Source organism: Segeticoccus rhizosphaerae (assembly GCF_009192725.1).
GTDB classification, from domain to species: Bacteria; Actinomycetota; Actinomycetes; order Actinomycetales; family Dermatophilaceae; genus Segeticoccus; species Segeticoccus rhizosphaerae.
The window spans coordinates 1-1992 of sequence record NZ_VOHR01000491.1; the positions used below are offsets into that span (position 1 = coordinate 1).

Sequence of the window (1992 nt, forward strand, 5' to 3'; positions counted from 1 at the left end):
CCGCCCGCGCCGCCGTCCGCCGCGCACGCCGCACCCGGCTGCCCAGCACCCGGCAACCGCAGGTCTTCCCGGCCGCATGGTCCTCCCGCCCACTCCACCAGCCGGCACCAGCGGTCGACCTCGTGCAGCGTCGGGCACCACGGGGGTCCATCGTCGAAACCCACTGCGTCGCAGGCGTGGGCGATGACCGCGGCCGGGTGCCAGCCCCGCAGGACCTCGTGGCTCTGCGGGCCGCGGCCGTGCAGGTTCACTGCGACGTCGGGTGGGCGACCCGGCCACTGCGTCGGCGTCAGCCCGTCCTGCTCCACGGTGTCGTCGACGATGCCCTGCTCGACCAGCCACCGGGGCCAGGGTGGTGGGGCGGCCAGGACCAGCCGGTGGTCGGGAAAGGCACGCCGCAGCCCCCGCAGCGCGGGGACACCGGTGAGCGCATCACCCAGCCCCAGCGCCCGCAGCACCGCCACCGTGCCGACACCGGTCACGGCCAGGACGGCTCCGTGGAGGAGGTCATGATCAGCTCCCGCACCTCCGTGCCCGGGGGCTGACGCAGCGCCAACAACACGGCGGAGGCCACGTCGGCGGGATCCATCAGGTGGGCGTCGGGGCCGGGTTGGTACTGCGGGTCGCGCCCGTCGAAGAAGTGGGTCTGCATGCCCGCGGGCACCAGCATGGTGACGCCGACCTCGCCCGCCAGCTCCATCGCCAACGCCCGCGTGAAGCCGACGACGCCGTACTTCGAGGCGCAGTATGCCGTGGCGTCACCGGCGGGCCGCAGGCCCAGCGTCGACCCCACGGTGACGACCCGGCCGTGGCGCTGCCTGAGGTGGGGCAGGGCCGCCCGCACGACGGCCGCCGTGCCGATGAGGTTGACCTTGATGACCCGGTCCCACTCCTCGGCGGGCACCTTGTCGAGGGGGCCGCAGCAGTCGGTGCCAGCGGCCGTGACCACGGCGTCCGGGGGTCCGACCTGCTCCACGAGCCGGTCGAGCGCCTCCGCCGTCGCGGCACCGTCGCTGAGATCTGCCTTCTGCCAAGGCAGGTCGTCGCGCGGTGGGTTGATGTCCATGACAGCGGGGATGCCGCCAGCATCCCGCACGGCCAGGGCGACGGCCTCGCCGAGGCCGCTGGCCCCTCCGGTGACGAAGATGGTCCCGATCGTCGGTGTGGTCATGGGTCTCCTCCTGTTGTTCCTGTCATCTCGACAGCTGGGGTTGGGGCGGCGCCTGCTTTGCCGCCGGGGATTGCCGTCATCGGGCGACCTCCCCCAGAACCGCGTCCCAGTCCGCCAGGAACCGGGGCAGTCCGTACTGGTCGAGCGCGTGGCGGCGCGCGGCCGCGCCGCGCTCGCGGGCCTCGTCGGGTCGTGCCAGCCATCGTTGCGCCTGCTCTCGCAGCCGGGTGAGGTCGGACGAGACCAGCCCGGCTTCGGGCGGCACGGCGACGGGCGCCTCCGTGGTGGCGAGCACCAGCACGGGCAGTCCGAGCAACATCGCCTCGATGAGGGACAGCCCGAGGCTGGTCCACCGAAAGGGGTGCAGGTAGGCCCGGTGCCGTGCGAGCTCGGTGTGCAACCGGTGTTGCGGCACGTCCTCGTGCAGGCGATCCGCCAGGTCGGGCAGGCCCTCGTCGGCGGCCAGCTCTGCGAGGGCGGACATCCCCATGCCGTAGACGTGCACCGGCACGTCGCGTGCCAGCTCCAGCAGCAGGTCCGTGCCTACGACCCGGAGGCGCCGGACCGGCTCGTTGACCACCGCGGCGATGCTTGCATCGCTACCGTCGTAGAGGTGCCCCGGATCCGGCACCCCGTGCTCGACGACGATCACCGGCTGCTTGCCGTTGTCCCACATGACGGCGTTGAAGTGGGTCACGTGCACGATGGGCACGTCGGACAGCCGCTCGTCGTCGGCCACCGGGTGGCGGGTCGCGACCGGGTCGCCGCGCGGCGTGTTGTGCTCCACGTAGACGGCCGGCAGGTCGCGGCCGGGGCGCCGG

The 1992-nt window shown here is 73.4% G+C and carries 3 protein-coding genes; all 3 read right to left on the reverse strand.

Features of this window, described 5'->3' with window-relative positions; translation table 11 throughout:
- Window positions 1–482: glycosyltransferase family 9 protein (locus FRW57_RS20975; protein ID WP_162529454.1), on the reverse strand; the 482-nt coding region annotated here is incomplete at its 3' end.
- Window positions 479–1171, reverse strand: coding sequence for an SDR family oxidoreductase (locus FRW57_RS20980; RefSeq protein ID WP_137122289.1), 693 nt, complete (start codon window positions 1169–1171; stop codon window positions 479–481). The genes FRW57_RS20975 and FRW57_RS20980, both read right to left, overlap by 4 nt.
- A 76-nt stretch (window positions 1172–1247) precedes the next feature.
- The coding region (locus FRW57_RS20985; protein WP_152186978.1) for a glycosyltransferase at window positions 1248–1992 on the reverse strand (745 nt) is incomplete at its 5' end.